1 protein-coding gene is annotated in these 1,529 nt (G+C 35.8%); it reads left to right on the forward strand.

Features of this window, described 5'->3' with window-relative positions:
- Positions 1-926: TrkA C-terminal domain-containing protein (locus tag P8M54_RS14595; protein WP_300288728.1), on the forward strand; the 926-nt coding region annotated here is incomplete at its 5' end.
- Positions 927-1,529 lie beyond the last annotated feature (603 nt).

The following is a 1,529-nucleotide window of genomic DNA, read 5'->3' on the forward strand; positions in this document are numbered from 1 at the left end:
TGCTACATACAATTATCATTACTTCGATCATTTTAATTTCGAGCAAATACATTCTGCCTTTGGTAGAATCATCAAAATTCGGAAATGCAATTGCAGCCCTCATTACCATCATTGTGATCTCACCCTTTTTATGGGCATTGTCTTTACGCCGTGTTGCGGTAAAGGAGGTTGAGATATTGTACAAGGAACGAAAGTACCGTGGACCAATCTTGATGCTTATCTTTTTTAGGATGGGAGTAGCGGTATTTTACATTGGGTTTCTGTTAAATATCTTTTTCTCCCCTACTGTTGCCTTTTTTGCATTGGTAATTGCGCTGCTTATTTATTTCTTTTTCCCAAAAAAACTACACAAGCAATACCATAAAATAGAAAGTCATTTCTTGAAAAACCTCAACGATAGAGAAGAAAAGAAAATTGACCGCCGTTATGCGAACCTGACGCCTTGGGACGGTCACATGAGTACATTTACCATCGCGAAGGAATCTAATCTTGCTGGACAAACCTTGCGAGAAATCCGTATTAGAGAATTAGTAGGCGTAAATATTGCTTTTATCAAGAGAGGAGAAATCATGATTGAAGTACCAAGTAAGACCGAACGGTTGTTCCCCGGTGACGAGATTTGTGTTATTGGATCAGATGAACAAGTAAAAGAATTTGCGGAATTCTTGACAAAACACGAAATTGAGGTTCCTAAAAAGGTAAATAACGAGGTGATACTAAAGCAAATCGAACTTCAAAACGAAGATTTTATTGGTTTAAATATTGGTAGGTCTAAATTACGTGAACTAACCAACGGTTTGGTAGTAGGAATCGAGCGAAACGGTAAGCGCTTACTGAATCCCGAGTCGAATATTATTCTAGAAAGAAATGATATTTTGTGGATCGTTGGGAACAAAAAACTGATGGCTAATTTATTTAAAGAATAAGAAGCCAATAGCACTTTGTTAGTATGGCAATTTCTATTTTATTTTTTGGGCGTGACCTTTACTAAAAACAGGATTGCATCTCCTGTTTTTATTAGAGGTCGGGCTATGCGTTCCCGGTTTTGTATTTTCGTTTTACAAACGAAAACACAAAGAGCTCCACTTCTATCCCTCACGCAAAACAGACCGAAATTCACGTTCTTTCAATCTAATCACTTTCAAAAAAGCAGCCCGTTGGGTATCGTGAAAAAAACCAGAATTTACAGCGTCATAACCAATGAAACAGTCCCAGATTTTTAGGAATTGTCAGTTATATTTCTTATCTTTATACAAGGCGATTCATACTATTTCATGCGATAAAAAAGTAGTATTTTCTCTCTAAAAAATAGCGATGATTCAGCCTAAAAAACAAACCAAGGTAGTGTTTCAAGACCTTTAAATTTGAACAATAATTAAATTATAAAAAATGAAAAAAATAAAACATTTAGTTGCAGGAGCATTAGTACTAGTATTAACTTCATGTGCATCAACAGCGACTTTCCCTACATCGGTAATTACACCAGCCGCAGAAATTGTAGCAAAAACTAAAACTGACAAGAATAACAA

This window comes from Flavobacterium sp. (assembly GCF_029242675.1).
In the GTDB taxonomy this organism is placed as follows: Bacteria; Bacteroidota; Bacteroidia; order Flavobacteriales; family Flavobacteriaceae; genus Flavobacterium.